Below are 26039 nucleotides of genomic sequence, written 5' to 3'. Positions count from 1 at the left end.
GAGCACTTTTTTTATTTTATCTAATACCTAAATCTCAGATTTACTTATAACCATCTTTTGAATTTGCCGATATACCACTGTTTCATAATTTGTGTTAAGGTGCAATAAGAGAGAAGTATAGCTGCCAACCATGGGAAGTAAGACCATGGAAGCGGAACCAATCCGATGGATGAACCAAATGTAGTAAATGGTATAATGATACCAATAGCCATTACTGAGAATGTGGTTATAATAACTGGTAATGAAGCCCGACTTTGAATGAACGGGATTTTACGTGTTCGTATCATATGTACAATGAGCGTTTGTGACAGCAAGCCTTCGATAAACCATCCTGATTGAAACAGCGATTGATCTTCGGGCATAGTACATTTAAAAATATACCACATCACTAAAAATGTTGCAATATCGAATATAGAACTGATTGGACCTATACGTATCATAAAGCGTTTCAGATCCGAAGCATCCCACTTGCGGGGCTTTTGTAGGTATTCTTTATCAACATTATCAAAAGGAATAGTTGTCTGAGAAATATCGTACAACAGATTCTGAATTAATATGTGAATGGGCAGCATGGGCAGAAATGGAAGAAAAGCACTGGCAATTAAAACACTAAACATGTTCCCGAAATTAGAACTGGCTGTCATTTTGATATACTTGGTGATGTTCCCGAAAATTTTTCGTCCCTCAATCACGCCTTTTTCCAATACCATTAAATCTTTTTCGAGCAGAATAATATCTGCCGACTCCTTGGCTATATCTACTGCTGTGTCTACCGATATACCTATATCTGCTTGACGAAGGGCAGCAGCGTCGTTAATACCATCGCCCAGAAAGCCCACTGTGTTTCCTTGGCTTTGCAGAATAACTACAATTCTCGACTTTTGTAAAGGGCTAAGTTTTGCAAAAATAGTTGTTTCTTCCACTAGCTTCCCGAGATCTTCGTCACTCATCTTTTCTATTTGATGCCCCAGAAGAATATGTTTTGTGTCGATACCCACTTGTTGACAAATAGCGGTAGTTACTATATGATTGTCGCCCGAAAGAACCTTTATTTTGACTCCATATTCATCTAAAGCTTTAATAGCCGTTGTAGCCGATGCTTTGGGTGGATCGAGAAAGGCTAGATAACCAATCAATACCATATCAAACTCGTCTTCAACAGAAAAAGAATGGTCTTTGGTAATCCAGCTTTTTTGTGCAACAGCCAATACTCGCATTCCTTGTTGATTGAGTTCTACACTCGTTTCCAATAAGCTTTTTCTAACTTTGTTGGTAATAAGTGTAGGAACTCCCTCTATTTCTACAAATTGACATATCGAAAGCACTTCTTCTATGGCTCCTTTTGTAATAATCTGTCTTTTGTTATTTTTATCTTTAATAACTACCGACATTCGTCTGCGATTGAAATCGAACGGAATCTCATCATCTTTGGTGTATTCTTTTTCCAGATTCTCAAAGCCAAGCTCATGAGAGTGAGAAAGAATCGCTTGATCCATGAGATTCTTCAATCCGGTTTGAAAGAAACTATTGAAGTAAGCATGACGCAGAACTCTTACATCCTCGTTTCCTTGTACATCCAAATAGCGTTCGAGAATAATTTTGTCCTTAGTCAGAGTTCCGGTTTTGTCGGTACACAATACGTTCATCGCTCCGAAGCTTTGTATCGAATTGAGATTTTTTACAATAGTCTTATGCTTAGACATCTTTACCGCTCCCTTTGCCAGATTGGATGTTACAATCATAGGAAGCATTTCGGGAGTTAACCCCACTGCTACGGATATGGCAAACAGAAAAGCCTCGAACCAATCTCCTTTAGTGAGACCATTAATGAAAAACACAAAAGGAACCATTACAAGCATAAAACGGATAAGAAGAAGACTCACATTGTTGATTCCCTTATCGAAGCTTGTTTGAACATCTTTGCTTACAATATTTTTGGCGATTGTTCCTAAGTATGTATTCTCTGCTGTGGTGATAACTATGGCTCGAGCCGATCCGCTTATAACATTCGAACCCATATAGCAGATATTATTCAGTTCGATAACACTACCCGTTTTATGTGATTCGGAAACTAGAACTGCCATTTTTTCTACGGCATCCGATTCGCCGGTGAGAGACGATTGGCTGACAAACAAGTCTTTTGCTTCGGTAATCCTAATATCTGCAGGAATCATATCTCCGGCAGAAAGAAAAATTACATCGCCCGGCACTAATTCGCCAATGTTTATATCTTCTATAATCAGATTGGTGTCTTTTCTAAAAACAGAAACCGTATTGTTTACCATTTTTTTGAGAGCTTCGGTTGCTCTTTTCGATTTCCATTCCTGCGTAAATCTGAGAAGCCCACTTAGTGTAACCATAGTTGTGATAATGATTACAGTAATCCATTCTCTTTCGTTTGGGTTAGCTAGTAGTACATCTATAATGAATGAAATGAGTGCTAAGAATATCAATATCCCGATAAAGGGATTGATAAATGCTTTGATTAGTAATCCAAACCATCTATTGTTCTGCTTTGCTTTTATTTCATTCTTTCCGTATTTTCTCACCCTTTCGGCAACTTCCGCAGGATACAATCCCTCTCTCCTTGTGTCGAGAAAAGAATATACAGATCGGGTATCTTGCTTGGCTGCAAGGAATAGCCTTTCGCCATTGAACTGCATATCAGTGGCTTCTTTTGTTTTGGTTCTGAATAGTTTCATAATAATGCATTCTAGTATCTCATTTCGACTTGAGCCACAAAAGTAGGTATGCCTTTTTCATTAAACCTCACAAAAGTTATTAGAAAAGTATTAGAATTGGAGGGGTAATTCTAATACTTTTCTAATGTTTATTATAATAATATAGAGGGTTGAATATCATAATTTTGCCAACCGTAAAAGTAAAACAATGAGGTATGAAAAAGAGAAATTTATTATTGAACCTATTGATGTTGATCGTTCTGACAACCTCATGTAATAAACCCTCTAATGAACAAGTTACTGCGGCTTATACGCAGAAAGGAGATACGGTGTTTATTAGTGATAGTAGCATTCTTAGAAGCAAGGTTAAAATAGCGGAAGTAGAAGAAATACCTTTTGCAAAAGAGGTTATCACGGCAGGAACTATCCAGCCTATACCTACTCAGTTTGCATATATAGCTCCTCCGTTTTCGGGTAGAGTTACTAAATCATATATAAAATTAGGGCAGAAGGTAGCAGTTAATACTCCTTTATTTGAGATTATCTCACCCGATTTTACAACAGCTCAAAAAGAATTCTTCAAATCATTATCGGAGCGCGACTTGGCTCGCAAGGATATGAAAAGGAAAGAAGACCTTATAAAGAACGGAGTCAGCTCTCAAAAAGAACAAGAGGAAGCGGCTAATGCTCTTCATATAGCCGAAAAGGAATACGAGAATGCTTATGCTGCAATCAAACTATTTCAGGCTAACCCCGAAGATATGGTTTTAGGACAACCCTTGATTATCCGTTCACCAATAGCGGGCAATGTAATTGAGAATAATTTGGTTACAGGTCAGTTTCTTAATAACGATACCGAACATGTGGCTATTGTTGCCGACTTGTCTAAAGTATGGGTTACTGCCCAGGTTAAGGAAAAAGATATTCGATTTATTCACGTCGATGACGAAATGGATATACATATGTCAGCTTTACCCGAAAACTCGATTATGGGAAAAGTATTCCATATTGATGAAGCCATTGACGAGGAGACCCGTTCTATAAAAGTGTTGTCGGTTTGTGACAATCAGCAAGGACTTCTTAAACTGGGAATGTATGCTACCGTTCATTTTCTGGATAAGCCTGCCACCGTTATATCTATCCCCGAAAAGGCGCTGTTGCAAAGCGAGAATACCAGTTATGTATTTGTGCAATCGGCTCCCAGCACCTTTATAAAGACACCTGTACAAGTAGAGGTAACCAGAGATGGCAAAGCTATAATAGTGGACGGACTTAAAAAGGGTGACATAATTATCAGCGAGGGTGGATATTATCTAAAATAAAAGTATTGCGTGTAGAAGCAGAATTATAAATCTGTTTGAAGAACACAAATTTTTGATTCTGCTCCAGAATACTGAGTAGGTCTGAGACCTTAATTATTATAACTATCATTTTATGACATATAACAAAGCACCAAATAGCTCTTCGAGCTTTATGCTCCTAACGATACAAAAACGGTGGGTAATAGTTACGCTGTTTATCTTTCTATCCATATTCGGATATTATTCTTGGAAGCAATTATCAATTGAGGCATATCCCGATATTGCCGATGTTACATCGCAAGTGGTGACCCAAGTACCCGGATTGGCTGCCGAAGAGGTTGAGCAACAGATAACAATACCTATCGAAAGGGCATTGAACGGACTTCCGGGAATGCATGTAATGCGAAGTAAAAGTACATTCGGTTTATCGATGATTACCATCGTTTTCGAAGATGGAATAGAAGATTATTGGAGCCGTCAGCGTGTACAAGAGCGATTGGGCGAAGTAGATCTTCCCTATGATGCAGTGGCAGAGCTCGATCCATTGACTTCACCTATTGGAGAAGTATATAGATACATTATTGAAAGTGATCATCATCCACTTCGAGAACTTACCGATTTGCAGAATTGGGTAATAATTCCCCGTATAAAAGAAGTGGCAGGAGTTGCTGATGTAAGTAATTTTGGAGGCATCACTACCCAGTTTCAGATAGAAGTGGATCCACAAAAAATGGAACAGTATCATTTGTCTCTCAATGAGGTAATTGATGCTATTGAGAATAATAACTCGAATGTTGGAGGAAGTGTTCTTAATAGAGGAGACTTAGGTTATGTAGTTAGAGGAATCGGGCAGATCTCATCCTTAGAGGATCTCGGGAAAATTGTGGTTAGTACCGAGAAGGGTGTGCCCGTCTTTCTCAATGACATTGGTAAATTGAAATATGGTAATCTCGAGCGAAAAGGAGTTTTAGGATATACCGATCGTACCCGTGAATATTCGGAAAGTATAGAAGGTATTGTACTGTTACTCAAACACGAGAATCCATCGATAGTATTGGAGGGTATACAAGCAGCCGTAGATGAATTGAATAATGAAACTCTACCCGAAGGTGTACGAATACATACATTTTTGGATCGTACCGAATTGGTAGACACAACCCTGCATACCGTTTCACGTACGTTGATAGAGGGTATGGCTCTGGTTATTATTGTGCTTATTATATTCTTGGGTAATTGGCGGGGAGCATTTCTGGTGGCGATAACTATTCCCATCGCTTTGTTGATTGCGTTTATTTTGATGCACATAACCAATATCCCTGCTAATTTGCTTTCGTTGGGAGCAATAGATTTTGGAATCATAGTAGATGGGGCTATTGTAATGATGGAAACAATCCTCAAAAAGCGAGAGGATCATCCTGAGAAAGAACTCAAAGAAACTAGTATAGCCAAGCGTGTGACAGCTGTTGCTAAACCTATTTTGTTTGCAACTATTATTATCATTACCGCCTATTTGCCCTTGTTTGCTTTCGAGAGAGTAGAGCGTAAGCTGTTTACGCCGATGGCTTTTACCGTAAGTTACGCTTTATTGGGAGCCTTGCTTGTAGCTCTGTTTCTCATTCCAGGATTAGGATATGCATTGTATCGTAAACCTCAGAAAGTATATCATAATAAGTGGCTCGAAAAGTTGACCGAAAAGTATTCAAATACGGTCAATCGTATAATGAAGCATCCACGCAAGGTGATCTTGCCTGTTGTGTTTGTATTTGTTGCAGCCATTGCTTTGACAACATATGTAGGTAAAGATTTTTTACCAACGTTGGATGAAGGATCACTATGGTTACAAGTGAATCTACCTCCCGGAATCTCCATCGAAAAGTCGAAAGAAATGTCAGATACATTGCGTCAACGGACAATGAAATACCCTGAAGTTACTTACATAGCTGTTCAAGCAGGGAGAAACGACGATGGAACAGATCCTTTCACACCTTCTCACTTCGAAGTATCAGTAGGTATAAAGCCTTATAGCGAATGGCCTAGCGGAAAGACGAAAAACGATTTGATAGAAGAATTATCAAAGGAGTACGAATCTCTACCCGGATTTAAAGTAGGCTTCAGTCAGCCCATGATCGATGGTGTTATGGATAAAATATCGGGTGCTCATAGCGAACTTGTAGTAAAAGTATATGGTGATGACTTCAAAGAAACCCGACGCATAGCCGAAAGCATATTGGAGGTGCTTGATAATGTAAAGGGTGCTACCGATCTAGATATCGATCAAGAACCTCCTTTACCTCAATTGCAAATACATATGGATAGAGATGCTATTGCCCGTTATGGGTTGAATGTATCGGACGTAGGTAATCTGATAGAGGTAGCAATTGGAGGTAAGGCAATCTCTCAGGTTTATCAAGAGAGTAGGGTGTATGATATTACTTGCAAATACAAAGAAGATGCACGTGATACTCCCGAAAAGATTGCAGGTTTGATGCTTACTTCGTCAACTGGAGCAAAAATACCATTGTCGCAGGTAGCAGATATAAAACTGAGTGTAGGCGAAAGTACAATTACTCGCGAAATGAATAAACGTCATTTGACTGTGAAGCTTAATATTCGGGGGCGCGATTTATCATCTTTCCTCAAAGAAGCAGAGTCGAGCATAGAGAAAAATGTAACATACGATCACGCTAAATACCATATAAAATGGGGTGGACAGTTCGAAAACCAAAAGAGAGCATATTCTCGTCTGGGAATTATTGTACCCTTGGCGTTGGGTATCATGTTTGTGTTACTGTATTGTGCCTTTGGCAAATTCCGTCAGGCAGGTTTAGTATTGGCTATCGTACCCTTAGCTCTCTTTGGAGGAATGTTGGCTCTAAATATTAGGGGAATGACGCTTAATGTATCGTCAGCCGTTGGGTTTATAGCCTTGTTTGGTGTGGCCATACAGAATGGAGTAATTATGGTGTCGCATATCAATGGCTTACGAAAGGATGGTTTTGATTTATTATCGGCTGTGATTGATGGAGCCAGACACCGCTTCCGTCCGATATTGATGACGGCAACAGTTGCCATCTTGGGATTACTACCCGCTTCATTGGCTACAGGTATAGGCTCGGATGTGCAACGCCCCTTGGCTACGGTTATCGTTTATGGATTGATGTTCTCTACTATCGTTACCTTATTTGCCTTGCCTGCATTTTATTATATGGTGGAATCTCGATCAGAGAAGAAAGAACAAAACAAACAAATTGAAGAATGACAATGAAAAAGATAATATCAATTACAGCATTTCTTCTGGCGATTGTTGGGGTTTTTGCTCAAACAAATACGATTTCGAATTTGCAGAATATCAGTTTCTCAGAATATTTGAAACAAGTAGGAGAAAATAATTTAAGTTACATTGCCGAAAAATATAATATAGATATAGCAGAGGCAGAAGCTTTAAGCCAGAGAGTATTTCCTGATCCCGAATTGTCGGTAGAGGCAGTTAATAACGGAAAACGGAAAGATCAGTTAGGGCATGCGTTTGCATTTGAACTAGGATACACACTCGAACTTGGAAATAAGCGTGGAGCAAGAATCCACTTAGCTAAAAGTGAGGCAGAGCTAGAGCGACTTATGGTAGATAACTTCTTTCAGGAACTGCGTGCAGAAGCTGCCGATGCTTTTCTTGATGCTATGATGCAAAAAGAATTGTTGAGCGTGAAGAAGAGTTCGTACGAATACATGAAACAATTTAGTATATCAGATAGTATTCGTTTCTCTCTGGGGGAGATTAACGAAAACGAAGCCCGACAATCGAAGCTCGAATCTGTCACCCTCCTTAATGAGGTGTATAATCAGGAAGCTATTTATAAATCGGCTTTAGTAACACTTCGCCAATTTATGGGAAAGTCGATTGATATGCTGGATATTCCTGCAGGCGATTGGAATGTTTTTGGACGAGATTATATGCTTACCGATTTGGTGTCTCAAGCATTACTCAATCGTGTTGATTTGGTTGCCAGTCTCAAGAATTCGGAAGTAGCTACTAATCAGCTCCGACTAGCGAGAGCTGAACGCAAAATAGATTTGGGTTTGTCGGTAGGATATGAGATAAATGCAGAGGCGAGAAATGAAATTGCGCCTACACCGGCATTTAATGCTGTAAAAGCAGGAGTCTCTATTCCTTTGAAATTCTCGAATACGAATAAAGGAGCATTAAAATCGGCGGAATATTCGATCCGTAAAACAAAGGTTGAGTATAAGAATGTAGAACTTCAGATACAAAAAGAAGTAGCTCAGGCTTTTTTCGGTTACGAAGCTACTCAGAAACAAGTGCAGCAATACCAAAATGGTTTATTGAGCGATTCTCAAAAGCTTTTGGATGGTATTGTGTATAAATACAAACGGGGCGAAACCAGTATTCTGGATGTATTGATTGCCCAACGGACTTATAACGAAATACAAGAGCAGTATCTCGAAATCATTAAAGGATATGCATCATCATTGGTCGAATTACAAAAAACGTGCGGAATATGGGATATTGAATTCTAATACAGATTAATACAATCAAGAAAAGAGAGTTTTCGTGCCTGTTAAGTCAGGTATTGAAACTCTCTTTTTGATTCTCACCTTTAAGCGTTGGTTGTAACGTTTAGCTTTACTTCTATATTATTGCGGGTTGCATTTGAGTAAGGACATACTTGATGTGCTTCGTGAACCAATTCCTCAGCATCTTTTTGATCTATTCCGGGGATATTAACATCCATTTCCACAGCCAATTGAAAACCGCCATCGTCTTTCTTGCCAATACTTACTTTTGCAGTTATAGTGGGAACTACTTTTCTCTTTTTCAACAATGCCACATGATTCAATGCACTTCCGAAACAAGCAGAATAACCTGCTGCAAACAATTGTTCGGGATTTGTAAATGCGCCACCAGGACCACCCATTTCTTTAGGAGGTTTCACTTCAAAGTTTAGAACTCCATCTGAAGATTTCACATTTCCATTTCTTCCACCTACAGACGTAGCAACAGCTGTATATAATGCTTCCATACTAATAATGTGTTATTGATTTTTAATAAGTTATGTACCATATAGAACAGCCACCGAATGAGATTGTTCAAGCTTCCCTCTTTTCCCAGTAGCTCTCTAAAAAAAAGAAGAGCCTCTGTTTTAAAGAAGCTCCTCCTACGTTGTTCTATATTATTTTTGTAGTAGTTAGTATAGTAGATGGATTTATAGAGACTTGATTTCTTTAACTACGTTCTTAGAAGGTAAGTAAACTTGGAAACCAATTCCTAAAGAAAGACCATTGGTGTATGTAGTTGAACCGAATCCTACAATACCATTGTATTTTAATAATGCTTCAACAGCAACTGATTGAGTAATGAAATAAGAAATACCAGGACCAAATCCGAATCCTAAACCATTAGTATGCGAATTGTTAACAGTATTATTTGCACCTTCGAAACCTGCACTACCCTCAACAAAGAATTTAGCCTGTCCTAATGAAGGCAACTCTTTAAGGTTAACAAAATAACGAGCCAAAGGTCCAACACCATAAGTGTAACTATTACCGTCTTGTCCGTTAATGTGATTAAAACCAAACTGTCCGTAAGCACCCACAGCCAATCCATCCTCAATAAACCAAGCAGCTCTAGGAGTTATCTGAAAGCTTGTTTGGTTACTGAAATTGATGTTCAAATTTGCCAGGTCACCACCTATCAAAACATTACCTTTGCCTATTTGGGCGTTTGCTATGCCTGTACCTAACACAAGTATAACGAGTAGAATTAACTTTTTCATAATTAAACAATCTTTAAAATTAATATTATAAACCTTAATAATTATATATAACATTACTCATTCTTATTTGTTGTCGGATTGAGCGTAATCTGTTATTATTAACTTAATTATAGGTGTTTAGGGTGAGAAAAGAGAGAAAATTGTAACGAAAAGTTATAAAAAAGAAGACTGCTACTTTCGTATTATATTAGTAACGTGTGTTAATCTGGGATTGATAAGCTTGCTTCTGCTGATTGGCTGTGACAAAGAAATACTCTTGAAAAATGCTAAAACTAAATCGATCTGCATAGCATAAAATTTAAAGAACTATCTTTGCTATACACCATTATATTACTTATTAGAAATAATTTATGAAGAAAATACTGGTAGTAGAGGACGAACAACGCATAGCCGAATTACTTCAAAAAGGTCTGGAGGAGTTTGGATATGTTGTGTCTTTGGCATTTGATGGAGAAATGGGCAGGCGTTTAGTTAATTCTAATACCTATGATCTGATTATAACAGATGTTGTTCTTCCCAATATCAATGGCTTTGAATTATGTAAAGTAATAAGAGAGAAAGATCCTCATATACCCATTCTTATGCTTACAGCGTTAGGAACAACCGATGATAAGTTAGACGGATTTGATGCAGGTGTGGACGATTATATGGTAAAGCCATTTGATTTAAGAGAGTTAAATGCCCGCATTAATGTTCTACTAAAACGAAAAGTACAAACTGAAAACGTCGATCCTGTAACTGAGCTGCAATATAAAGACCTTTTATTAGATGTAAACACAAAAAGCCTTTTCAGGGGTAATCGGGAAATCAAGCTGACACCCAAAGAATTCACCCTGTTAAGATATATGATGGAAAACCCCGAAAGAATATTGTCGCGTGTAGAAATTGCCGAAAAGGTATGGGATACTCACTTCGATACGGGTACTAATTTTATAGATGTGTATATCAACTATCTGAGGAAGAAGATTGATAAAGATTTTGAGGTTAAACTTATTCATACTCGTCAAGGGATGGGTTTTATTCTGACCGAATGAAAATAAGATCTAAAATAGCATTACGATATGCGGCGGTAACAGCTATACTTATGCTGGTATTTGCTGTGGTAATTTATATTCTTTCTGCCAAAAGTAGAGAGAAAGAGTTTTATGACGGCTTGGTGAGCGAGGGTATTTCTAAGGCAAACTTGTTTTTTACTGCCCGAGTAGATCCTCAGACAATGCAATCTATTTACAAGAGTAATATCAAATATATAAATGAAGTTGAGGTTGCCATATATGACAAAAACTTCAATCTGCTGTATCACGATGCAAAGGATATTGATATAGTAAAAGAGACACCCGAATTATTGGGGCAAGTGCTTAAAGAGGAAAAGAATATTAAGTTTTATGTAAACGATTATCAAGCTGTTGTTTTTCTTTTTGTGAATGATAATGCTGAGTATATAGTAACTGCTGCCGCTTACGATGGTTATGGGTATGCTAAACAATTGAATCTGGCTTTGAGTCTTTTGGTTATTTGTATCGTTTCTATTGGTATGTCTTTTATAATAGGTTATATATTGGCTAAAAGGGCATTAAAACCTGTGGCTGAAATTTCGGATAGAATGAAAGATATTACAGCCAATAATTTAGATCTTAGATTGTTGGGCTATAACGAGAGCGATGAGTTTGGAGAGTTGGCAGGTTCGTTTAATAAAGCATTAGATATAATTGAAACTTCATTCGACTCACAGAAAATGTTTGTAAGTAATGTTTCTCACGAATTGAGAACACCTCTATCTGTAATAATAGGCGAGATAGATTGGGTATTATTAAAAGACCGCACTCTCGAAGAATATAAACAAACGCTTATAAATTCTCATAAAGATACAAGCAGACTTATAAAGTTGTTGAATGGCTTGCTTAATCTGGCAAAAGCAAGTTACGATGAGAATAAGATATCGAAGAGTAATATCCGTATAGATGAGGTATTGCTGGATGCAAGAGATATAGTACTAAAGGGGAATAGCGATTATTACGTGAATCTGCTTTTTGATGAAGGTATTCAAGACGATTCTGAAATTACTATTGTTGGCAACGAATATTTGTTGAAGATGGCATTTGCTAATCTGATGGATAATAATTGCAAATTTTCCGAAAATAAAACCTCTAGAGTGTATATTAGGGTTGAGGAGAAGAAAATTATTATTTGTTTTTCTGATACGGGTATCGGCATTCCCGAAACTGAACTTCCTCATGTATTTGCCCCTTTTTATAGGGGAGAGAATAAGAAAATAGCACAAGGTAATGGTATCGGGCTCGCATTGGTAAGTAAAGTAATAAGCCTGCACAAAGGAAGTATTACAATACAATCGAAACCAAACGAAGGCACTACTTTCGAAGTAATATTTACTTCCCTCTAAGCATAATAAGATAACGGAAAATGCAAAAAGCCCTCGAAATCACTTCGAAGGCTCTTTATCCTTAACAGAAACTTTACAAAACTACACAAATCAGAGTTGGCTAGACTCTGCACTATTAATTTCAGTGTTTTTCATAGATAAAAGGATAACTAGATTAAAAGAATCAATGTCAATAATGAAACTCTGTACAATAATTACATAAGCAAAGTTATAGTAGAACATCCTAAAAAAATGCAACAGATAAAGCATTATACAGTTGCTTTTTGTCTTATATCGTGTTTCTAAATTGTAGTGTTTTGATTTGTATGTTGAGCCGTAAAATTCGTAATATTTGTTTCGAATTTTGAAAGTGTGGAGGATTCATTTCTAAATATCGGTTTATTATAAGAAAAAGGCCCAAATTGTTATGATTTGGGCTTTTTCTAAAATTGATATGTGTAAATAATAAGTAGGTTTTATTTTTTCAAAAACACCCCATTTTAAGAGCTAGTTCTCTTTGAGTGTTGAAATACTCAGTACGTTGTATCTCGCAGCTTACCGAGATTAGTGTAGAATATCTCTTTAGAGATTCTATCCATTCTTTTTGGATGTTGCATATCGTAGGATTTTGTGAACCTATGATATTTATAGAGAATACTCTCATAAAACTGTTTTCACAATGATCAGATTCAAAATGTAGATACGACGATTCCAAATCGATATTTGATACATATAAATTTACCTTTGTTCCGGTTTTCTGCATACCTGTAGCTGCAATGGTTTCAAGATCGGATATCAGTTCAAATAATTCGTTTTGTATGAGCTGAACATCCATATTCGATAATAAATTGAGCTTATAAAAGTAGTTCACATCGCCTATAAAGGACTTGAATACGTTTTGATCCATTATAAACGTAGTATATGCAATGTACCGTTGCTCGGCAACAAATCTTTTCTCAATATCCGAAATTTTTTGAGGAACGACCATTTCTTCGTACGAACCGATAGTGGGTATTACTTCCAGTTGGTAGAGCCATCTGTATAAGCGAAATTTTGCAATATGGGGGAAAGATAGATAAAACATATAAGGTAGGCTGTTGAGAGCCAGTCGTGCAGTCGAATTTTTGCATTTATGCAATTTCTGAAACAGAAGAATACAGCTTTCGAGTTTGTCACAATAATGATCTAACGGATCGTTAAGCTGTTGCATTTTCAGATCTAAATCGAAAAACGCCCGTTTTGTATTTTTGATATTTACAATATTATCGAGTGAAATACATAGCTTAGATGATATTTTCGAAACTTCATCGAAAGTGAATGGAACATCGCCTCTAAGCCTTCGGTAAACAGCCTCTTTTCCCATAGACAGTATATCCATTAGGAGGTTTGCGATATTCATATCATCTGACACACTGTTTTTGATAGCTAAAACGAGTTCATCGTTTAGTTGATTTTTCATAAAGACATTCTATTGCGAAGAGTATGGTTTACTCAGTTGATTATTATAAGGTTTCATAAAAGTACTTATTTCTTTGTAGTGAGTTTCTTGCGCAATATACTCGTTCTACTAAAAAGAATTAAATGATGTTGTAGAGGGTATACGGATCGTAAAAAAATATTTTTTTTGTTAATAAAATGGGCGTTTTCAGAGGATAGAGTGCCAATTTGGATGATTATTTCAATATTAGAAATAGAAATTGGGTATGGTATCGTATTTGTTCGAAAAAAGAAACAGCCTCTTTATATCATTAAAGAGGCTGTTTTAAAAGTAAAGGTATTTTTCACACAGGAAGTTCGCTGCACTTTTTGTCAATTATAGAATATTTCTCCCGACAAGGATGTAATTTATTCAATTTTATAATCCTTTGGTTTGTACTTCCCCTAAAGGATAGGGTAGGAGAGTAGTTCTCTTTCTCAAATCTGCCATCTACCAGTACGTCAATGTAGGTGAGACAAGCATGTAATTCTTTTTTAGCGAGAATGTCTTCGTAAGTATAACCGGTATAGCACCAGATGTTTAGCTTCGTTTGTTCCTTTAATGTTTTTAAGAGGGTAACAAGCGATTGAGGATAGAAAAACGGATCGCCTCCCGAAATAGTTATGCCATCAAGTAACGGGTTAGACTTTATATTTTCTATTATTTCGAGTAACCATCCCTTCGAAAGAGGTGTTCCTGCACTTGGATTCCAGCTACTTTCGTTGTGGCAGCCTTTGCAACGATGTTTGCAGCCCGAAAGATAGATGGAATAACGAAGCCCTTCGCCATCGGATATCGTTTCTTCGTATATCTTCAATATATGTAATGGGTCTTTAAACATGTTTTATTCTGTCTTTTTCTTCAGCTTGTTTTGCTGAGTTCCACGAATCTAAATCTCCCGTAAGATATCCCGTTATGCGACGCATACGTGTAATGTTTTCGCTTTTACATAAGGGACATTCTGCATAAATCATTCCCTTATAGCCACATTTTCGACAAGTATCTACGGGGTGATTGATCGAGCCATATCCAATATTCTCTTTATGCATCAGGTGTACAATTTTGAGTATTACCGATATGTTTTTCTTTGCTTCTCCATCCAGTTCCACATAAGTTATATGTCCACCTTTGGTAATTGCATGAAAGGGGGCTTCCAATTTAATCTTATCGGCTACTTTTATATGCTCCTTTACATCTATATGGAATGAATTAACGTAGTAGTCACGATCTGTAACGCCATCAATTACACCGTATTTCTTTCTGTCTATCTTGGTGAATCTGCCCGATAAACCTTCGGCGGGAGTTGCCAATACAGAATAATTCAGCTTGTATTTTGCTTTATATTCTTCGGCTACCTTATTCATTTCTTGGATAACATCATAAAGAGTATCATAAGCCTTTTTATTGATGGCATGCCCTTCGCCATATATGGCAACCATTGCATTGTGCCCTCCGATAAAGCCAATGCCTAAAGTGCCGCTTTGGATGGTATTACCTACCTCTTCGTTCGAATCTAAAGCGTCGCCACCTTTCCATATATTATTAGCCATCATAAAAGGAAACTGTCTTGCCAGAGCTGTCCGTTGATACTGATAGCGATCGTATAACTGTTCGGCGATCATTTCAGACATCAATCTTACAGAGGATAAAAGTATTCTCTTAGCCTCTTCCTGAACACCTTGTTTGTCTTTTTCGGGAAACAAGTTCTCAGCTTTCTGATGTGCTTCAATAGCCAAACGGGGTAGATTGAGCGAAGTAAAAGATAGATTTCCACGTCCTAAAGACGATTTCTCACCATGTAAGTTTTCAAATACACGGGTGCGGCATCCCATTGTTGCAGTTTCATACATATATCGTTTAGGGTCGTCGGCTTTCCATTTCTCATGTAGGTTGAAAGGTGCATCCAAAAACATAAAGTTAGGGAAAAGTGCTACCGAAGTAGTGCGACAAGCTTCAATCAGAAGATCAAAGTTGGGAGACTCAAATTTCATTTTTCCCGCGAGAGCATCTTCAAAATTGGAGATTGCTGCTTCATAATCGGACTCGCTATAAGATACGCCTTTCTTTACCTTAAATATTTGTATGGGAAATACAGGGATTTCGCCCGTTCCCAATCCTTCGGTTGTAGCAGCCAGTAATTCTTGAATAACCATTCTGCCTTCGGGCGAAGTATCTGTTCCGTAGTTAATAGAGCTGAATACTACCTGATTACCTCCTCTGGAATGCATGGTGTTGAGGTTGTGAATAAAGGCCTCCATTGCCTGATGGGTATCCTTTCGGGTTGTTTCAACAGAACGGTGAATGAGAGCATTTAGGTTTTTTATATTAAGTACTTCCGATTGAATATTGAGTGCTTTAAGCAGTTCTTCTTTCTCATTATCGGGTATATTGATACTTGATACTAAGCTCTTAACGATCTTCTTTATATCCTGCTCATTGATGCTTTGATCTTCAAGTTGATATAATAAGGTAATATTAGAAGCCAGATGTTTTTGAAAGGACTTGAGTACACCCTTTGCCATGAAAAAATCGAAAGCGGGAATAGATTGTCCTCCATGTTGTTCATTCTGATTGGTTTGAAAAACAATGGTAGCCAATGTAGCGTAGCTTTGTATGGATTGAGGTGTACGGATACTTCCATTTTTTGTTCTGAATCCTTTCTCAAAAAGATCGTCCAGATCGTATTGAATACAAGTAGTAGTTTTAGTCGGGTAATAATCGAGGTCGTGAATGTGAATATCTCCGTTTTTGTGGGCAAGAGTGTATTCGGGATTTACCAGATATTTTTCGGCATAATCCTTTGTAACTTCCGATGCAAAAGTCATCATCTGTCCAGCAGGAGTATGAGCCGACATGTTTGCATTGCTCAGGTTTACATCGTTCTTCTCAATAGAAACAATTCCGTCCATAATATGTTTCATATGCGTTTTCTTATGGCGTTCCACATTGCGCCATTCACGATATATGATATACTTTTTGGCAGCCTTAGGATTTCTTCTCATCAATTCTTTTTCTACCAGATCTTGTATCTCTTCAACCGTAATGGTTGGCTTTTTAATTTCATTGGCAACAGCAAACGAAATCTCATACATTTCGCGTTCCGAGTCGGAGATGCTACTCGCTCTGAATGATTTGGTGACAGCATTTTTTATTTTCTCAATTGAAAATACTTCTTGTTTACCATCTCTTTTTGTGATAAGAATTTCTGAAAAGTCCATAGGAATTGCTTCTATTAAGTAGGATAATAAAATAAATGAAGAATATAATATAGCTGAGGTTTATACCCTTAAACAGCTTTCTTCTTATTTAAAAATTTGGGATTTACACCAATATTATAAAAGGTGCTGCTAGCTTCTTGCAGACATTTAGGACAAAGGCAGCTCTCGTAAGTTTCTTTTACATAATCGCGTACACCTATAACTTTAGCTGTTTTTGAGCAACTGCACAATTCAACTCTGTCTTCTCTGCATCTGAAAGCTGTTGTACAGCGTGGACATATCTTTTCCATAATTGTAATTTTTAGTTTGTTATTGAATCTATTTACTGAAGCTTTCTTATTGATAAAGCTTTTCTTTTTTACTTTTGGATTGTATGGTCAGTATAAAAACAGATTTATAGATAGATAAAGGAAGCCGATGCCATAGTCATTCCCTTGAGAGGAATGAAGGTTGAGGCTGATACCAATACATATTTAAAACTGAATTTTACTTCGTGTTGAATTGTCCTTAATCCTCGAAAGACAAAACTTTTACTTTTATCGGCAGGTCTTCTGACTTACTCTGTCTTTAGAAACATCCTTCCCGTTTCAAAATCGAAACAGTGGTTTGAGATTTGTTTCAAGACTGTTGTAGAGTTTACAGCAGCGGGTCTGTTCAGGATTTACACCTGATTCCCTTTTCATCACCCATCCAAGAAATAGGATTAGTGACACCAATAACTAATGACAAAGTTGTGAATAAAAAATGAGAAAGTTGCTTAAAATGGAAAATTATTTATCAACAATTTTTAAGAAAGTTTTCCAAAACGAAAATTTTAAAAGAGATTTCTGTTTCTTGTATTTGATGTGAAACGTTCTGTGTAGCTTATTAAATCAGGTAATTCTGTCTTGAAGTATAAGAATGGATAATTCTTATTTTCAATTTTGAATGGATGAAAGTTGTCCATTAAATTCTAAAAGTGTAAAACGCACATTGTTTTAGAGAAGTATCCTCTTTGACTCGAATATTAAATCTTGGGTATTCTTTTTTACTTTTTCCAGCTAAAATATATGATACTTCGATTCGCTTAAAATTACAGGAAAGTAGTAAGTTGTGGTATAAATAAATATAGAAAAAAGTGATAAAAAGATTATCTTTAATAGATTCTATCATTAAACAATTGCCGTAACCTTATATTTACTATTTTTGCCGCTTCAATTAAAAAAATATAAATGGAAACAAAGAATGTGAAAATTGAGGTTGCTGATCCAACCACGCTAGGATTGTTTGGTTTGGCAATTGTTACACTTGTCGCATCGTCTCAAAAAATGGAATTGACTTCAGGTCTTTCCTTCGTTATGGTTTGGGCTATCTTTTTAGGTGGCGTTGCACAAATCATAGCTTCTTTATTTGATTTTAAACATAACAACTTATTTGGTGCTACCGCTTTTAGTGCCTACGGATTATTCTGGGTAGGTATGGCTATGAGTTGGTTGATCAAGCTTGGTTGTTTTGGCGAAACATTGGCTCAAGCTGTTGATGTAAAACAATTGGGTTTTGTCTTTGTCGGTTACATGATATTGACAATTGTATTTACCATATCGGGGCTTAAAATGTCGAAAGCGATGTTTGTTCTTTTGATATTAATCGTAGTCTTGTTTTTAGGCTTAGCTTTAGATTCGTTTGGTTGTGGTCATGCGTGGCATGCAGTAGCAGCTTACGCAGAGTTGGCTATATCGCTGCTTACATTTTATATCTTGGCAGCAAAGTATCTGAATAGCTTTTTCGGAAAAAATATAGTGCCCGTAGGCAGTCCTATATTGAAATAAGAATAGTATAAGATAAAACAAAAATAAGGCATCTCTTTCGGGGATGCCTTATTTTTATATCTGATAAATCCTAAATTGTATTATTCAATTTGCATTGCGATTATCACTTTGGGTAACTCTAATTATTACCCCGAAAAGTAATAAAAGGTCTGTAAACCTTATTGTTTTCCGCTTGTTGCGATTTCTTTGTTGATCTTTTTAACAAGACCTTGAAGAACTGCACCCGGTCCTAGTTCTACAAATTCAGTCGCACCGTCAGCAATCATATGCTCTGCCGATTGAGTCCATTTAACAGGAGCAGTCAATTGAGCGATAAGATTTTTCTTGATTGCTTCTGGTTCAGTTTCAGCAACTGTTGTTACGTTTTGATAAACTGGGCAAATAGGTTTAGAGAATTGAGTCTCGTTGATTGCTTTCTCTAATTCTTCTTTAGCCGGATTCATCAATGGAGAGTGAAATGCTCCACCCACACTTAGTTTAAGAGCACGTTTAGCACCAGCTTCTTTCAATAGTTCGCAAGCTTTATCTATACCTGCATTTGTACCCGAAATAACAATCTGTCCTGGACAGTTATAGTTCGCAGGAACTACAATCTCATCAGTAATAGAAGCACATACTTCTTCTACCTTTTCGTCAGGTAAACCAAGTACGGCAGCCATTGTCGATGGATTTAGCTCACAAGCTTTTTGCATAGCCAAAGCACGTTTATAGACAAGTTTCAAGCCATCCTCAAACGATAAAGAGTTAGCCGCTACAAGAGCCGAAAATTCACCTAAAGAGTGACCTGCTACCATATCGGGTTTAAATTCTTCACCTAAAGTTTTAGCAAGAATTACTGAATGTAAAAATATAGCTGGCTGGGTTACTTTAGTTTGACGTAAGTCTTCGTCTGTACCGCTGAACATTAAATCGGTAATGCGAAATCCAAGAATCTCATTCGCTTTTTCGAATAAATCTTTAGCTACGGGAGATGTTTCGTACAAGTCTTTACCCATTCCTACGAATTGTGCACCTTGACCTGGAAATACAAATGCTTTCATTTTGTTTTTATTAAGTACTTTCAACTGTTTATTGTCATATTATATTGTAACATACTTTGGCTATGACATCTACCAAAGTAATGAAGAAGTCCGAAGACTTAATAGTTCTGATAAGGTTGGCAAATTTAATAAAAAAAGATAAGAATATACATCCTTATCTTTTTTGTATCGAAAGTTATCTTCCTAAAAGGTTGATTCTTAGTTGAGATCCATGAATTGTATTATCACCTCTCTATTATCATCGGGATATATTTGGTGGAACTGGTCAATAGTTTCCTGCATTTCTCTGATTGTTATTTCAGGGCAGTCTTCACCCGGTGTGTAGTTCTCTCCAATGGGTATTGCAAAAGACCCTCCCATACTGTTATTGCCCATTCCTACACCCAGCGAAAAGCCTTTTTTAATTTTATCTCTGTCGGTTGGTGTCCACTTCATGAAAATATCACCTACATAATAGACTTTGTCAGTCTCATTAAAGGATAATGTAAGACAACTGTTTGTAAGTATCTTACGGAAAGTTCCACCGTCTTTGTATTGAATAAAGTCGGTAAGAGTATTTCCAATCTGCATTTTCAGACAGAAGAAACCGTCTTTGCCGACCTTCACTTTAGCTGTACCTCTCGGGCTTCTTAGAAATTGTAATTCAATCTTTTCATGGTCTATATCCGAATTATTATCTAAAATAAAGCGACCAAATACGATTGCTTCATTAGGCTTTGTCTTTATGGGTTTGCTGCTTGTGCAGACCAATAAAGTAAATATTGCCAATATAAAGAGAGTAATATTCTTCATGAGTTTACTATTGTATGATAATTAAATAACCGGCAATTGTTTGTTCAGCAATCTTTATATAATCTATTGTTACTGTCGTAGCTTACAACGCTAAAACGGTTTGCAGCCTTAATTATATTGCAAATGTAATAAAAAGGTCTCGTGTCAGGAAAAACTCTTTTATATTTGCACCTTAATTATCAAATCTATGGATTCAAAACCGAAAGAACGTTTCTTTGTGCATTTCAAGGGAAACCGCTACAAATTTATAAGCCTAGCCAAAGACAGTGAAACTTTAGAAGATATGGTGGTCTATCAGGCTTTATATGGCGAATATGGAATCTGGGTGAGACCTGCATCCATGTTTTTCGGGAAAGTTATTGTCGATGGGCTAGAGGTTGACAGATTTAAAGAAGAACTTTAAAGCCACATAGCTTACAACCATAAAATGATGGTGAAAAAAATAGGCTTTCAATATCAATTTGAAAGCCTATTTATATGAATATAATTAATTAAGATCTCTTATTTAATATATTGTACTTTGCTGGCGTCTCTTGGTTTAGCTTCGGGACTTTCGTTTTTATAGCCGATTGCAATACCAAAAGCTACTTCGTGTGTATCAGGCATATTGATTTCTTTCAAGAATTCTTTAGCATCCGGATCGTTTAGAATACTAGCCATATTACCTATTGTGCATGTTCCGATATTCATCGATTCGGCACTAAGTAGTATGTTTTGTGCTAATAAGCCACAATCTACAAAGCTTGTTGGATTATTCTTCTCTCTACCTACAATTATAAGAGTAGGTGAGCCATGAAATACACTAAAACCGGGTTCTTGTGAACGTGAAGCACTACCTTTTAAGTCTTTTCCTTTCGCTTTTTCAACAAAACTGCTGTTGATACGATTCAGAAGATCTGCATTTTGAATTACACGAACTTCCCACGTTTGTTTGTTTAAAGCACTTGGTGCATTTATTCCACAATCGATAATAGTATCTAGTTGTGCCTGATCTATTTGCTCAGGTTTATACGATCGAATGCTTCTACGATTTTTAATTGCTTCTACCACTTCGTTTTTATGTTCTGATGCGGTTGTTATCATAGTTTCTTTTACTGTCTCTTGACAAGAAATAAAAAATAAAGATCCAACGAATAAGAGTAATAGTTTTTTCATATTCTAATTTTATTATTGCTGTTATTCAATTATTATTAGCTTAGTCTCTATTTCTTTGGTGTTTTCCGGAAACATTTGTTTAAAATAGTTTATTGTAGACTCTGAACTTTTTACACTTGCAGGTATACGTTTACCATCCTTACTATTTTCAACTAAAGTACCTAGAAGACCTTGATTTGATCTTTGCTCTCCATGGTTAGGACTCCAATTGATATAAATATCCCCTACATAATAAATGGTGTTAGGATCTTCTATATCTATACTTATATAGCTTTTAGGCAGGTTGGCATATTTATTGCTATATGCGAGCATTGCTATATGATTCTTTCCTAAAGGAACTTTAGCCATAAAATATCCTTTGTCATCAATTCTTGCTAGAGTTTTACCCCAATTCCGCTCATTAAAATGTACCCATATATCTTGCGGCTTTATTGAGTTATCTTTATAGATACTTAGTCTTCCGAAAATAATAGTCTCCGTAGGTTTTGTTTCAGTGGTTGATATTTTTCCTGAACTGCAACTACTTAGTAGAATAAGAGATAGCAGACAATAAATAATATATCTCATATCTTATTCTTACTGTGCGTTTTCGAATTGTTTCAAGAAACGTACATCGTTTTCAGAGAACATACGTAAATCTTTAACTCTATATTTTAAGTTAGTAATACGCTCAATACCCATACCTAGGGCATATCCTGTATATACTTTACTGTCAATACCACAATTTTCTAAAACGTTAGGATCTACCATTCCGCAGCCTAATATCTCTACCCATCCTGTGTGTTTACAGAAAGGACAACCTTTACCTCCACAGATATTACAAGAAATATCCATTTCGGCACTAGGTTCAGTGAATGGGAAATACGAAGGACGCAAGCGTATTTTTGTATCTGCACCAAACATTTCTTTTGCGAAGAAAAGCAATACTTGTTTCAAATCGGCAAACGATACGTTTTTATCAATATAAAGAGCTTCTACTTGATGGAAGAAACAATGTGCACGGTATGAAATAGCCTCGTTACGATATACACGTCCGGGACAAATAATGCGGATAGGAGGCTCTTGTTTTTCCATTACACGTGTTTGTACCGATGAAGTATGTGTACGCAATACTACTTCAGGACTACGGGCAATGAAAAACGTATCCTGCATATCGCGTGCGGGATGATCGTCTGCAAAGTTTAGAGACGAGAATACATGCCAGTCGTCTTCAATCTCGGGTCCTTCGGCAATAGAGAAGCCTAAGCGTTTAAATATATCGCAGATTTCTTTTTTTACCAACGAAAGTGGATGACGGCTTCCCAGTTGTACAGGGTAAGCTGTACGGGTAAGGTCTATAGTTTCCTCTGTAGAGTTTGAGTTCTCCAGATTTTCTTTTAATTCATTGATTTTGTCCTGAGCTTTGTTCTTTAGCTCATTAAGTCTCATGCCGAGTACTTTTTTCTCTTCTGCTGCTACATTTCTGAAATCGTCCATAAGAACAGAAATCGCACCTTTTTTACTTAAAAATTTGATACGCAGATCTTCCAACTCTTGAAGGTTGGTAGCCTTTACTTCTTCTATATCAGATAGTAGTTTGTTTATTTTATCAATCATCAGATTAAAACTTAGTCTTCTTTTTATTGCTATAATTAGAACTTAATTACAAAAATACACTTTTCTTTTTTAAATAGAGAAACAGTAATTCAATAATAAGGTGATGATGTGTATTATTTGCAGTGACAATAGCCTTTGAAGTAGAATACATTTACTGATTAATTCTTATTCTTTGCAATTCTTTTATAGATTACCTCTGCTAAAACTTTGTTCCCTTCTTTATTGGGATGCACAGAGTCGGGGAATAGTTGTGGGCTGTTGCTCAGTGGAGTATAAGTATCGATAACTTTAAGATTATACTCTTGAGCTACTTCGTTAATATAAGGTATAATATAGGATACAATGATACTATCACTAATACCTCGATGCCCTTTTGGGTCAGTATGGGGTTTTAGTGGATAACAAAGATATATCTGAGGGTGAGAAGATAGCTTTTGAAATGATTCTACTAACGATTCCATATCCTTTTTGTAATCATCCTTGTATAGCCAATTATTGGGTTTTGTATCATTTGTTCCAAGCATAATGACGACAATGTCGGGGTCGAATTTCAGAGCCTCATTGTAGATCTTCTCATTTATATAGGGGTAGTCTGCCTTGTTTATTACTGCTCTTCGATTGGATCCGAAGTTGCGAACGCGGTAAGCGTCTCCCATCATTTGTCCTAATATAGCGGGGTAGCTGTCTTTTGTAATATCTTCAACCCCTAATCCATAAGTGAGGCTATCACCAACACAGGCTATTTTTATCTGAGGTTTTTCGGAACAGCCTATTGTGAAGATTGTTGATAAAACAAGTAGATACAAAAGCTTTCTCATTTCTAAATAAGTGATTGGTTTCTCCTCTTAGAACAAACTTAAGGAAATAAAGTGCGCTTTACTCAATCTTTTCTTGTTATAGCATAATATACTTCTTTAGCTAAAACACGTGTGCCTACTTCGTTAGGATGTATCTGATCGGGGAAATTTTCTTTCATATTGCTTGTCGGCGTGTGCAGATTTATGATTTTAGTATTACATTCCTCAGCAACTTCGGTAATGAAAGGGATTATATAGTTCACAATAATGCTATCATTAATACCCCATTGAGTAGTGTATGCCTTAGCCGGATAGCATAGATATATTTGAGGTTGTGATGGCAATTGCTGAAAGGCTTTAACCATTGTTGTTAGATCATTTTTGTATTCATCTTTGTAGATCCAGTTTTGAGGTTTAGAATCATTAGTCCCCAGTTTAATGACAAAAATATCAGGATTGTATGCTAGTGCATCTCTGAATTTTTGTTCCTGCATATAAGGATGATCTCCTTTGTTGAGTGCTGTTCGTGCACTAATGCCAAAGTTTTGGACTTCGTATTCGTTACCTAGCATTTGTCCCAATACCGAAGGATAGCTGTTTTGGGCTCTATCTTTCACGCCCGACCCGAATGTAATGCTGTTGCCTATACAAGCTACTTTTATTTGTGCAGAAGCACTTGTTCCGAGAATAATAAATAAGAAAAGAAATGATACAAGATGTTTTTTCATGATGTTTAAGGTTCTGTGAAATATGATACTAGATAACGCTAAATTTCTAAACTGATATTTTATTACCATAACAACTTGTCGTTATTATGCCTACAAAGCAATAAAAAGGTCTGCGACTTTAAATGAAAACGTTAAGCATAACGTCTTCGTCAATAATGACCGTAAAAATAATAAATAGGTCGGTGACCTTGATAATTTTTTGTTACTTTGTTATTCAAATAGATAGAAAAATAATTAGCCCAATGATAGAGCTAAAAGATATAACAAAGGTATTTAAACAAAAAGACCGCACCACAACAGCACTTTCGGGTGTTTCGCTTTATGTACCTAAGGGTAAGATTGTAGGAGTGATAGGTGAATCGGGAGCGGGCAAAAGCACGCTTATCCGTTGTGCGAATCTGTTGGAGCGTCCGAGTTCGGGTGAAGTGTATGTGGATGGACAAAATCTGACTCGAATGTCGGAATCGCAGTTGGCAAAAGCAAGACGGAATATCGGAATGATATTTCAGCATTTCAACCTACTGTCGTCGCGAACAGTATTCGACAATATTGCTTTTCCGTTAGAATTAGATAAAACTCCAAAATCGGAGATAATTACACGTGTAAAGGAACTGCTTAACTTAGTAGGATTGGAAGAAAAGGCGAACGATTATCCCTCTAAACTATCGGGAGGTCAGAAACAGCGTGTAGCCATTGCTCGAACTTTGGCAAGTAATCCTAAGGTCTTGTTGTGCGATGAGGCAACAAGTGCTCTTGACCCTGCAACTACTCGCTCTATATTATCGTTACTGAAAGAGATAAATAAGCGTTTGGATATTACTATTCTTCTTATCACTCACGAAATGGATGTGGTAAAAGAAATCTGTGATGAAGTTGCTGTTATCAGCGATGGACAATTGATAGAGCAGGGAACGGTTGCCGATATTTTTTCGCATCCAAAAGCAGCTCTAACCAAACGATTTATTGCATCTTCTCTGCATATGGAGATACCAGACGATTATCAGGAAAATCTGGTTGCTTTGCCTCAAGCAGGAAAACATCCTTTATTGCAGCTCGAAATAACAGGGCAATCGGTAGATGCACCTGTATTATCGGAAGTAGCACGCCTGTTCGAAATAGACAGTAATATAATTAATGCCCGTATGGATTATGTAGGAGGCATGAAATTTGGAGTAATGCTTGTAGAATTTATCAGTTCCGCCGAAAATGAGAATCGGGCAATAGAATTTTTGAAAAGTAAGAATATTAAAGTGGAGGTATTAGGCTATGTCTGA

22 protein-coding genes and 1 riboswitch are annotated in these 26039 nt (G+C 36.8%); of the genes, 8 read left to right on the top strand and 14 right to left on the bottom strand.

The genetic code is table 11. The features are described from left to right. Positions 1-44: 44 nt before the first annotated feature. Entirely contained in the window at positions 45-2702 is a 2658-nt protein-coding gene (gene mgtA, locus HGC4_RS14155; protein WP_050710788.1) for a magnesium-translocating P-type ATPase, read from the bottom strand. Positions 2703-2896: 194 nt separating this feature from the next. Here mgtA and HGC4_RS14150 point away from each other — a divergent pair, with 194 nt between their 5' ends. The 3 genes from HGC4_RS14150 to HGC4_RS14140 all read left to right on the top strand — a co-directional run bounded on the left by HGC4_RS14150 (position 2897) and on the right by HGC4_RS14140 (position 8518). Then, entirely contained in the window at positions 2897-4003 is a 1107-nt protein-coding gene (locus HGC4_RS14150; protein WP_050710787.1) for an efflux RND transporter periplasmic adaptor subunit, read from the top strand. 112 nt (positions 4004-4115) lie between these two features. Continuing rightward, positions 4116-7241, top strand: a complete 3126-nt coding sequence (locus HGC4_RS14145) for an efflux RND transporter permease subunit (protein ID WP_242047092.1) — start codon at positions 4116-4118, stop codon at positions 7239-7241. Between the two features lie 2 nt (positions 7242-7243). After that, positions 7244-8518 carry a TolC family protein gene (locus HGC4_RS14140; protein WP_050710819.1) on the top strand — a complete coding sequence of 425 codons (1275 nt, stop codon included), beginning with the start codon at positions 7244-7246 and terminating at the stop codon, positions 8516-8518. Positions 8519-8598: 80 nt separating this feature from the next. Here the strand turns inward: HGC4_RS14140 and HGC4_RS14135 are convergent, their stop codons facing one another. Further along, positions 8599-9021, bottom strand: a complete 423-nt coding sequence (locus HGC4_RS14135; RefSeq protein WP_050710786.1) for an organic hydroperoxide resistance protein — start codon at positions 9019-9021, stop codon at positions 8599-8601. Between the two features lie 183 nt (positions 9022-9204). After that, complete coding sequence (locus HGC4_RS14130) at positions 9205-9774, bottom strand: porin family protein (protein ID WP_050710785.1); 570 nt, start codon at positions 9772-9774, stop codon at positions 9205-9207. Positions 9775-10124: 350 nt separating this feature from the next. Here HGC4_RS14130 and HGC4_RS14125 point away from each other — a divergent pair, with 350 nt between their 5' ends. Next, on the top strand, positions 10125-10808 hold the full coding sequence (locus HGC4_RS14125) for a response regulator transcription factor (RefSeq protein ID WP_050710784.1): 684 nt from the start codon (positions 10125-10127) through the stop codon (positions 10806-10808). After that, entirely contained in the window at positions 10805-12175 is a 1371-nt protein-coding gene (locus HGC4_RS14120) for a HAMP domain-containing sensor histidine kinase (RefSeq protein WP_050710783.1), read from the top strand. The genes HGC4_RS14125 and HGC4_RS14120 overlap by 4 nt, the downstream gene beginning before the upstream one ends. 463 nt (positions 12176-12638) lie before the next feature. Here the strand turns inward: HGC4_RS14120 and HGC4_RS14115 are convergent, their stop codons facing one another. From HGC4_RS14115 to HGC4_RS14100, 4 genes are all read right to left on the bottom strand, one after another. Beyond that, positions 12639-13613, bottom strand: a complete 975-nt coding sequence (locus HGC4_RS14115) for a hypothetical protein (protein ID WP_050710782.1) — start codon at positions 13611-13613, stop codon at positions 12639-12641. 322 nt (positions 13614-13935) lie between these two features. Next, on the bottom strand, positions 13936-14472 hold the full coding sequence (gene nrdG, locus HGC4_RS14110; protein WP_082204188.1) for an anaerobic ribonucleoside-triphosphate reductase activating protein: 537 nt from the start codon (positions 14470-14472) through the stop codon (positions 13936-13938). Beyond that, entirely contained in the window at positions 14465-16849 is a 2385-nt protein-coding gene (locus tag HGC4_RS14105; protein WP_050710781.1) for an anaerobic ribonucleoside triphosphate reductase, read from the bottom strand. The genes nrdG and HGC4_RS14105 overlap by 8 nt, the downstream gene beginning before the upstream one ends. Positions 16850-16917: 68 nt before the next feature. Next, positions 16918-17139: a cysteine-rich CWC family protein gene (locus HGC4_RS14100; RefSeq protein ID WP_050710780.1), complete on the bottom strand. Its 222-nt coding sequence runs from the start codon at positions 17137-17139 to the stop codon at positions 16918-16920. Between the two features lie 233 nt (positions 17140-17372). Further along, a riboswitch (cobalamin riboswitch) is annotated at positions 17373-17581 on the bottom strand. Between the two features lie 479 nt (positions 17582-18060). Between HGC4_RS14100 and HGC4_RS14095 the strand changes: the two genes are divergently transcribed. Beyond that, positions 18061-18657 (top strand): acetate uptake transporter, encoded by a 597-nt coding sequence (locus HGC4_RS14095; RefSeq protein WP_050710779.1) that lies wholly within the window; start codon positions 18061-18063, stop codon positions 18655-18657. A gap of 158 nt (positions 18658-18815) precedes the next feature. Here the strand turns inward: HGC4_RS14095 and fabD are convergent, their stop codons facing one another. Both fabD and HGC4_RS14085 read right to left on the bottom strand, forming a co-directional pair. Then, on the bottom strand, positions 18816-19697 hold the full coding sequence (gene fabD / locus HGC4_RS14090; protein ID WP_050710778.1) for an ACP S-malonyltransferase: 882 nt from the start codon (positions 19695-19697) through the stop codon (positions 18816-18818). A gap of 198 nt (positions 19698-19895) precedes the next feature. After that, complete coding sequence (locus HGC4_RS14085; protein ID WP_050710777.1) at positions 19896-20489, bottom strand: hypothetical protein; 594 nt, start codon at positions 20487-20489, stop codon at positions 19896-19898. A gap of 187 nt (positions 20490-20676) precedes the next feature. On the opposite strand from HGC4_RS14085, the gene HGC4_RS14080 reads away from it, so the two are divergent. Further along, a complete protein-coding gene (locus tag HGC4_RS14080; RefSeq protein WP_050710776.1) occupies positions 20677-20892 on the top strand; it encodes a DUF1653 domain-containing protein in 216 nt (71 codons plus the stop codon). A gap of 98 nt (positions 20893-20990) precedes the next feature. Here the strand turns inward: HGC4_RS14080 and HGC4_RS14075 are convergent, their stop codons facing one another. The 5 genes from HGC4_RS14075 to HGC4_RS14055 form a co-directional block, all read right to left on the bottom strand. Continuing rightward, on the bottom strand, positions 20991-21644 hold the full coding sequence (locus tag HGC4_RS14075) for a nitroreductase family protein (RefSeq protein ID WP_050710775.1): 654 nt from the start codon (positions 21642-21644) through the stop codon (positions 20991-20993). Between the two features lie 21 nt (positions 21645-21665). After that, positions 21666-22211: a hypothetical protein gene (locus HGC4_RS14070; RefSeq protein ID WP_050710774.1), complete on the bottom strand. Its 546-nt coding sequence runs from the start codon at positions 22209-22211 to the stop codon at positions 21666-21668. A gap of 9 nt (positions 22212-22220) precedes the next feature. Next, positions 22221-23240, bottom strand: coding sequence for a phenylalanine--tRNA ligase subunit alpha (gene pheS / locus HGC4_RS14065; protein WP_050710773.1), 1020 nt, complete (start codon positions 23238-23240; stop codon positions 22221-22223). Between the two features lie 158 nt (positions 23241-23398). Continuing rightward, positions 23399-24058 carry a GDSL-type esterase/lipase family protein gene (locus tag HGC4_RS14060; RefSeq protein WP_050710772.1) on the bottom strand — a complete coding sequence of 220 codons (660 nt, stop codon included), beginning with the start codon at positions 24056-24058 and terminating at the stop codon, positions 23399-23401. Between the two features lie 62 nt (positions 24059-24120). Further along, the gene (locus HGC4_RS14055; protein WP_050710771.1) at positions 24121-24765 is read right to left on the bottom strand and encodes a GDSL-type esterase/lipase family protein; all 645 of its coding nucleotides are present in this window, start codon (positions 24763-24765) and stop codon (positions 24121-24123) included. Between the two features lie 242 nt (positions 24766-25007). Here HGC4_RS14055 and metN point away from each other — a divergent pair, with 242 nt between their 5' ends. Beyond that, the gene (metN, locus tag HGC4_RS14050) at positions 25008-26039 is read left to right on the top strand and encodes a methionine ABC transporter ATP-binding protein MetN (protein WP_050710770.1); all 1032 of its coding nucleotides are present in this window, start codon (positions 25008-25010) and stop codon (positions 26037-26039) included.

It is taken from the genome of Dysgonomonas sp. HGC4 (genome assembly GCF_001261715.1).
Classification (GTDB): domain Bacteria; phylum Bacteroidota; class Bacteroidia; order Bacteroidales; family Dysgonomonadaceae; genus Dysgonomonas_A.
This window is presented reverse-complemented; position numbering and strand designations above follow the sequence as displayed.

Bases quoted from the DNA above. Each gene is read 5' to 3' on its own strand.
- mgtA (WP_050710788.1), bottom strand. From the start codon at position 2,702: ATGAAACTATTCAGAACCAAAACAAAAGAAGCCACTGATATGCAGTTC.
- HGC4_RS14150 (WP_050710787.1), top strand. From the start codon at position 2,897: ATGAAAAAGAGAAATTTATTATTGAACCTATTGATGTTGATCGTTCTG.
- HGC4_RS14145 (WP_242047092.1), top strand. From the start codon at position 4,116: ATGACATATAACAAAGCACCAAATAGCTCTTCGAGCTTTATGCTCCTA.
- HGC4_RS14140 (WP_050710819.1), top strand. From the start codon at position 7,244: ATGAAAAAGATAATATCAATTACAGCATTTCTTCTGGCGATTGTTGGG.
- HGC4_RS14135 (WP_050710786.1), bottom strand. From the start codon at position 9,021: ATGGAAGCATTATATACAGCTGTTGCTACGTCTGTAGGTGGAAGAAAT.
- HGC4_RS14130 (WP_050710785.1), bottom strand. From the start codon at position 9,774: ATGAAAAAGTTAATTCTACTCGTTATACTTGTGTTAGGTACAGGCATA.
- HGC4_RS14125 (WP_050710784.1), top strand. From the start codon at position 10,125: ATGAAGAAAATACTGGTAGTAGAGGACGAACAACGCATAGCCGAATTA.
- HGC4_RS14120 (WP_050710783.1), top strand. From the start codon at position 10,805: ATGAAAATAAGATCTAAAATAGCATTACGATATGCGGCGGTAACAGCT.
- HGC4_RS14115 (WP_050710782.1), bottom strand. From the start codon at position 13,613: ATGAAAAATCAACTAAACGATGAACTCGTTTTAGCTATCAAAAACAGT.
- nrdG (WP_082204188.1), bottom strand. From the start codon at position 14,472: ATGTTTAAAGACCCATTACATATATTGAAGATATACGAAGAAACGATA.
- HGC4_RS14105 (WP_050710781.1), bottom strand. From the start codon at position 16,849: ATGGACTTTTCAGAAATTCTTATCACAAAAAGAGATGGTAAACAAGAA.
- HGC4_RS14100 (WP_050710780.1), bottom strand. From the start codon at position 17,139: ATGGAAAAGATATGTCCACGCTGTACAACAGCTTTCAGATGCAGAGAA.
- HGC4_RS14095 (WP_050710779.1), top strand. From the start codon at position 18,061: ATGGAAACAAAGAATGTGAAAATTGAGGTTGCTGATCCAACCACGCTA.
- fabD (WP_050710778.1), bottom strand. From the start codon at position 19,697: ATGAAAGCATTTGTATTTCCAGGTCAAGGTGCACAATTCGTAGGAATG.
- HGC4_RS14085 (WP_050710777.1), bottom strand. From the start codon at position 20,489: ATGAAGAATATTACTCTCTTTATATTGGCAATATTTACTTTATTGGTC.
- HGC4_RS14080 (WP_050710776.1), top strand. From the start codon at position 20,677: ATGGATTCAAAACCGAAAGAACGTTTCTTTGTGCATTTCAAGGGAAAC.
- HGC4_RS14075 (WP_050710775.1), bottom strand. From the start codon at position 21,644: ATGAAAAAACTATTACTCTTATTCGTTGGATCTTTATTTTTTATTTCT.
- HGC4_RS14070 (WP_050710774.1), bottom strand. From the start codon at position 22,211: ATGAGATATATTATTTATTGTCTGCTATCTCTTATTCTACTAAGTAGT.
- pheS (WP_050710773.1), bottom strand. From the start codon at position 23,240: ATGATTGATAAAATAAACAAACTACTATCTGATATAGAAGAAGTAAAG.
- HGC4_RS14060 (WP_050710772.1), bottom strand. From the start codon at position 24,058: ATGAGAAAGCTTTTGTATCTACTTGTTTTATCAACAATCTTCACAATA.
- HGC4_RS14055 (WP_050710771.1), bottom strand. From the start codon at position 24,765: ATGAAAAAACATCTTGTATCATTTCTTTTCTTATTTATTATTCTCGGA.
- metN (WP_050710770.1), top strand. From the start codon at position 25,008: ATGATAGAGCTAAAAGATATAACAAAGGTATTTAAACAAAAAGACCGC.